The sequence below is a fragment of the Roseivirga sp. UBA1976 genome, from assembly GCF_002336325.1.
GTDB classification, from domain to species: Bacteria; Bacteroidota; Bacteroidia; order Cytophagales; family Cyclobacteriaceae; genus Roseivirga; species Roseivirga thermotolerans.
On record NZ_DDDQ01000003.1, the window covers coordinates 1 to 6,724 of the forward strand.

Consider the following 6,724-nt stretch of genomic DNA (forward strand, 5'->3'; position numbering starts at 1 on the left):
CCGTTGAATAGATTCTAGGCCCAATGAGCTTACCCGCAACCACTAGATCGCCATAAGTGAGAACATCGGTGGTGGCCGTTTGAGGGTCTCTGGTGGTGGTTACTCCAAATGATAAGTTGGCCAGATAGGGCCAGAACTCACCTCTGTGAATGTTGACCGGGTGTCTGAAATGAGAATGAGTGTCTACAAAGCCCGGAACAATTGTTTTGCCGGACATGTCCATCACTTTTGTTTTTCGGTTGGCTTGAATGTTTTTACCGACTTGCTTAATGCGATTGTTCTCAATTAGAATATCGGTGTTTTCGAGAACTTGGTCACCATTCATGGTAATAACACGGGCATTTCTGAGTAATAATGAGCCCTCAGGAATGTCTCTTTGGGCCTTGACTATTACCCGATGCTCCGTGGGTTCATACTCTTTGGCAGCTTCTTTCTTATCTTCTTGCTCTTCTCCTTTGGTGCTGCTTGCCGATTCATTAAAAGCCGTTTCAGCCTCGAAATCCCAGGTTACATGAGCATTTCCAATAGCCCAATGTACTTTTTGAGCATCCCACGACCAGGCCGGAAACTGACCTCCAATATCGGTCAACTGTTTTGCCGGGAAAGCAGCATTTTTGGGGTTAGCCACCGAAATAGTAGGAGCTTCGCTGCCAACTTGCGGTACAGTAACCACAAACAAGTCGTTTACCACAGCGGCCAGGGCCTGATCTCCTTCAGGTGCCATTTTAATCCACGATGCTCTGGCTCCGCCACCGCCACCGGCAGGCGATTTTCCCGTTATGCGCACATGGAACTGTTCATCGGTACCATCCCAGCGAATGGACGATAGCCCTCTAAAGCCCGATAAATATATACGGTTGGAGTTTTTAACGAAGTGGGGATTTTCCCGACCATTGGTATAAGCAATAAAGTTATTGGCCGAACCGTTGGCATCTACCCATATTAGGTCGCTCGTGCCTCTAAAGGCTGTGCGTTGCAAGGCATTTCTAAAATCTCCCGATTGTCCTTTTATAGCTACAATGCGGGTTCCGTCATTGTTCCAAACCGGGTTCTGAAACACCCCATCTTCTTTATTGAGTTGAGTGAGATTTCTACCATTGGGCCTCACTTTGTAGATTTTGCCCCCATCCGGTTGCCAGGTAACAAAAGCAATCCATTCACCATTGGGAGACCAGGCCGGCTCCGCTTGAGTTTCATTCAATTCAACGAGCTTTCTGGGAGTTCCATTTGGTAAATCCATTAAATAAACCTCATTCAGTGCTGTGAAGGCCAACGTTTTGCCATCGGGTGATGGAGCTATGTCGCGTATTTGTGTTACCGTAAACTCCGGCTCGTCAGAGATAGGGTAGTCGAATTCAACCAGCGGTCCAATGTCAATACTCGATTGAACTCTGAAAGGGATTTCACGGGCTGTTTTATTCAGTATGTTGATCTTCCAGATTTTTCCACCATACGAAATCACAATGTGTTGTTGGTCTGGCGTCCAGGAAAACCCCGGCAAGACATCGCCAGTGGCTCGCGATTCCTGATCATCGTGCTGAATGGGGTAGGCCAGCCATTCTTCTTCTCCCGTTGCAATTTTGCGAAGAATGAGGCCTGTCTGGTCATCATGCCTTGTGGCATATACCAACCACTGGCCATCGGCACTGGGAGTTGGTCTAAAAGCCGATCCGTATCGAGAAGTTTCAGTAATCATCTCTCCGGTTTTCCGGTCATATCGTCCAATCTGATACTGCGGCATGGGAGCGTTGTAGGTCGAAGTGCCCTGGCGCTGCGAAAACCATACATAGCGAGGGTCAGCGCTAAAAGCACCTTCAATCATACGGAGGCTATTGGGTTCGTCTACCAAGGCAGTACCCGACCCTCCATCGACATGATATAGCCAAATTTTGTGTGCACCCCTCGATTGTTTTGAGGCAATCATGTATTTGCCGTCCGGTGTCCATTCAGGAGACTGATAGCTATTATGATTGCCTTTGGTGATTTGTTGCTTATTTTTTGAATCGAGTTCAATGGTCCATACATTTTCTCCACCTGACTCATCAGAGATATAAATAATTTTCTTGCCATCGGGGCTGAAACGCGGCTGAGTGTCAAACTGCATGCCGCTGGTCAACTGGCTCGCTGTACCACCGGCTATGGGTAAGGTATATAAGTCTCCCAGAAAATCGAACACAATAGTTTGGCCATCAGGGCTCACGTCAAGGGCCATCCATGAGCCTTCATTCAGGTCAAATTCAAAGCTTCTGCCGGGCTCGAGAGGCAGGTTCTTGTTTTTTTTCTTCTTTTCGGTTTGAGTAGTATCGCCTTCGGTATCTTGGGCATAGACTGCGATGGATAGTCCCAAAACCAGTAACGATAAGGTCAGGTTACGAAATATTCTCATAGTTAAAGACTTGTTGAATCAGGAAAGTACCGCTAATGCATTAAAGCCACCAATTAGTTTTTATAAGAGGTAGAACAATAGCCAGAGAGTGCGGCACAACTTCTGAATAGTGGAGAGCCTCTTTTGCAAAGGGTTCTTTGGCTTAGGGCTACTTACTTCAGTCGCTTGGTGTATGTGTCGATATTTTTCTACCATTTGTGTTTTCACCAATGGAGCTGATAAGGCATTCTGAAGGCAAAGCCTGCGGCTCAAGTTGTCTGTCTACTGTCATGTGATCTGACTAAGTAAATCTGTTTTGCTTTTCATTTTCTCAGCTTTTGATCAAAAACAGATCAATATTCGATAATTTGACCTCCATGAAGGCGTATAAGGTGGCTATAGTTCAGGCGTCTCCGGTCATTTTCGATTTGGAGGCCACATTACATAAGGTGGCAGAATGGGCGAACGACTGTGCCAGGCAAGGGGCACGTTTAATTTTGTTTCCTGAAGCATTTGTTTCGGCCTATCCAAGAGGTTTGAGTTTTGGCACTGTAGTGGGGAGTAGAACACCTGAAGGGCGAGAGCTTTGGCAAAGATACTGGAACTCTTCCGTTGCGGAAGGTGACCCGGCTTGTCAGCGATTGGCTAGAATTGCCAAAGAAGCTCGGGCTTATCTGGCAATTGGGGTAAATGAAAAAGACACTACTTCGGGAACTCTCTATTGTAGCATGTTCTATTTTTCGCCTGCCGGAAAATTCTTGGGTAAACACCGTAAAATTAAGCCTACCGGGCAGGAACGTGTAATATGGGGTGAGGACGATGGCTCTACACTGACGACCTTAGACACTCCGCTGGGTAAAATAGGTGGCTTAATATGTTGGGAAAACTATATGCCTTTGGCTCGAATGGCCATGTATCAAAAAGGAGTTCAGCTCTACTTGGCTCCTACGGCCGATGCTCGAGACAGTTGGCAACATACCATGCGGCACATTGCGTTGGAAGGCCGGTGTTATGTTTTAGCGGGCAATCAATATGTCATCAAAAGCAATTACCCTGAAGACTTACAGGCTACTGATGAAATGAAAAGACAACCCGATAGTTTATGCCGGGGAGGTTCGGTGATTGTGGGGCCTTTAGGTGAATTGATAGCCGGGCCACTATGGGACAAAGAAGGAATACTAACCGCTGAAATTAATTTAGGCCGAGTTACAGAAGCAAAACTAGACTTTGACCCAATTGGCCATTATCATCGACCCGATTTGTTTAACTTAAGCGTCAGAAATCAACCCGAAACAATCAAAGTTGACGAGTGATAAACGACTGTTTTCGGTTAGTTCTCACCATTCTTACCTATTCACAACCAAATGCTATGAAATACAGAGGTTTCTTTATTGTTGTTTTACTTTTTGGTTTAGGCTTTTCGGCCAAGGCACAAAGTGATTATTTCTTTCCCCCAAATGCCAGGTTCGACAAGAGTATTCCGACTCCTGAAGAGTACCTTGGATATCCTATTGGTACTTTGCACACAAGGCACGATGCCATTGTAGGCTACCTGCGTGAACTGGCCAGAAGATCACCCCGGGCTCGATTGGATACCATAGGTGAGACCTATGAGCATAGGCAGCTCGTGGTACTTACAGTGAGCAGTTCTGCCAACCTCAATAATTTAGAAAATATTAGAAGAAAGCACCTTGAACTGGTTGATCCTACCAAAACCATTACTGATTTTTCGGATCAGAAATCTATTGTAATGTTGGGTTACAACGTACATGGCAATGAGCCGAGTAGCTCAGAGGCCGCCTTGCTTACGGCCTATTACTATGTGGCCGGATTGCATGCCGAGGTACGGCAAGCTCTGGACGAAGCTGTTCTCTTAATTGACCCGGCTTTTAACCCTGATGGCAGAGACAGGCACAGCACCTGGGCCAATGCCTATCAGGGCAACCCCCTGGTTTCTGATCCTGTAGATGCTGAACATAATGAAGCTTGGCCCGGAGGCCGCACCAACCACTACTGGTACGACTTAAATAGAGACTGGCTTCCTTTGGCTCATGTAGAGAGTCAGGCACGCATAGATTTTTATCATAAATGGTACCCCAATGTGGTAACCGACTTTCATGAAATGGGCACCAACTCTACTTACTTCTTTGAGCCAACAAAACCTTTCGGTTCGGAAAACCCTGTAGTACCAAGAGATAATTATGACGGGCTGAACAACCTTTTTGCTGGGTATTTTCATGAGGCTCTTGACGAGATAGGCTCTTTGTATTTCACCAAAGAGCAGTACGATAATAGCTACCCTGGTTATGGGTCTACTTACCCCGATATACATGGCGCTCTTGGTTTGGTTTTTGAACAAGCCAGTTCTCGAGGGCACTTGCAAGACTCACGCATGGGTAAAGTGGCTTTTGCTTTTACTATTAAAAATCACCTTACCTCAAGTTTGGCTACGGTTCGTGCTTCCGTGGCAGAAAAAGCTACGCTTTTGGCTCATATGGAAAACTACTTTGACTCTGCTCAAAAAGAGGGAGAACAAGCCGGTGGAGGCTGGGTTTTTGGAGACCCTTATGATGACGGACGAAACCAGGCTTTTGTAGATCTTTTGTTGAGGCATAAAATCAAAACCATTGCCTTGAACGAAGATATTTCGCTAGGTGATAAAACATTCAAGAAGAGGAAGGCATATTATGTACCCAATGCTCAAGGGCAGTATAGAATGGTAAGGACCATGTTTGAAAAGGTAACTACTTTTTACGATAGCATTTTTTACGATGCTTCGGCCTGGACAGCCGCCTTGGCGTACAATATGCCTTATGAACAGTATAATGGAAGAAATGAACTGAGGGGAGCGGTTTTAAAACGAAGCGATTTGCAGGGAGAATATGCCAGTGTGCCCAGGGCGGAATATGCATACCTCATAGAGTGGAACGAATATTATGCTCCTAAGGCGCTAAACTACCTTTTAGACAAAGGGCTATATGTGAACTCTGCCTTTAAACCGTTCAGCATTGAAACGCATGAAGGTGTACGCGAATTTGGATACGGTACACTCATGATTCCTGTAGCAAGACAGGAAGCCAATAGCAATCTGGTGCACGCCTACATAGAGGAGGCCACTGAAATTGCGGGCGTTAAGGCCTATGCGGTATCTTCCGGTTACAGTGCATCCGGTATTGATTTAGGCAGTGGAAGTTTCGAAACTATTCAAAAGCCCCAGGTTCTTATGCTCATTGGGCCGGGAACAAGTAGTTATGAAGCCGGAGAGGTGTGGCATTTGTTGGACTCCAAGGTGGGCTTACCCATTACAAAGGTATGGAAAGATAATGTTGGACGTATTGATTGGAGCCAATACAACACGTTGGTACTGGTTTCAGGCAACTACTCTTCGCTGGGTGAAAACACTATAAATCGGATAAAGCAATGGGTAAGAGAAGGGGGGACGCTCATTACGTTGAGAAGTGCCACCAGTTGGGCAGTGGCCTCCGGTTTGGTAAACGAAAAATTTGCAGAAGGCCCAAAGAGAGAAACACCCGAACGAATGGATTATGCCACTGCCAGAGATTTTAGAGGTTCAAATGCTATTGGCGGTTCAATGTATATGGCCGATGTAGATATTACCCATCCTTTAGCTTTCGGATACACCAGCAGAGAGCTCCCGGTATATAGAAACCATAGTATTTTTATGGCTCCAAGTGCCAACCCCTTTAGCACCGTGGTGAGGTATACAGAAAACCCTCTCTTAAGTGGCTATGTGCATAAAACTAATCTTGAAAAACTAGGAGGGACAGCTTCTCTTCTGGTGAATGGTATAGGCAGAGGTAATGTTATTCTTTTTGTAGATAATCCCAATTTCCGGGGAATGTGGTATGGCACAAATAAACTGTTCCTCAACGCCATATTTCTTGGCAATTTAGTAAGTAGGCCTTAGCAAAACAGTTTATTACTGATAATGCAAAAAGAGGCTGTCTCATAAGCTTGGCGAGCGTTACCCGAAACTTGCTGCCTTTCGGTAGACAAGTTCAGAATGACGAGTTTTAGAGCTTTTGAGACAGCCTCTTTATATTTAGTTTATTTAAACTCTGTATTCAATCCGGTATCGGTAAGTTTATACTTCAGTGCCTATTTGGGCTTCTAATTTACCGGTCAATACGCTTTTTGGAACGGCTCCAATCACGTTGTCAACTACCTGGCCGTTTTTAAAGAATAAAAGAGCGGGAATAGATCTAATTCCGTATTTGATAGAAAGTTCCTGGTTAGCATCTACATCGAGTTTAGCTACAACAGCTTTATCGGCATACTCTCCTGCAATTTCCTCTACTACTGGTCCCACCATTCGGCATGGACCACACCATTCTGCCC

4 protein-coding genes are annotated in these 6,724 nt (G+C 45.5%); 2 read left to right on the top strand and 2 right to left on the bottom strand.

All coding sequences use genetic code 11. From position 1 onward, the window contains the following. The coding region (locus B3763_RS00095; RefSeq protein ID WP_286742325.1) for an amidohydrolase at nucleotides 1-2,386 on the bottom strand (2,386 nt) is incomplete at its 3' end. A gap of 356 nt (nucleotides 2,387-2,742) precedes the next feature. Here B3763_RS00095 and B3763_RS00100 point away from each other — a divergent pair. Further along, the gene (locus B3763_RS00100; protein ID WP_286742326.1) at nucleotides 2,743-3,678 is read left to right on the top strand and encodes a carbon-nitrogen hydrolase family protein; all 936 of its coding nucleotides are present in this window, start codon (nucleotides 2,743-2,745) and stop codon (nucleotides 3,676-3,678) included. Between the two features lie 56 nt (nucleotides 3,679-3,734). Continuing rightward, nucleotides 3,735-6,293, top strand: a complete 2,559-nt coding sequence (locus tag B3763_RS00105) for a M14 family zinc carboxypeptidase (protein ID WP_286742328.1) — start codon at nucleotides 3,735-3,737, stop codon at nucleotides 6,291-6,293. A gap of 177 nt (nucleotides 6,294-6,470) precedes the next feature. Here the strand turns inward: B3763_RS00105 and trxA are convergent. After that, nucleotides 6,471-6,724: thioredoxin (trxA, locus tag B3763_RS00110; RefSeq protein ID WP_286742331.1), on the bottom strand; the 254-nt coding region annotated here is incomplete at its 5' end.

Excerpts from the sequence above, each read along its gene's own strand:
- B3763_RS00105 (WP_286742328.1), top strand. The coding sequence starts at position 3,735 with ATGAAATACAGAGGTTTCTTTATTGTTGTTTTACTTTTTGGTTTAGGC.
- B3763_RS00100 (WP_286742326.1), top strand. The coding sequence starts at position 2,743 with ATGAAGGCGTATAAGGTGGCTATAGTTCAGGCGTCTCCGGTCATTTTC.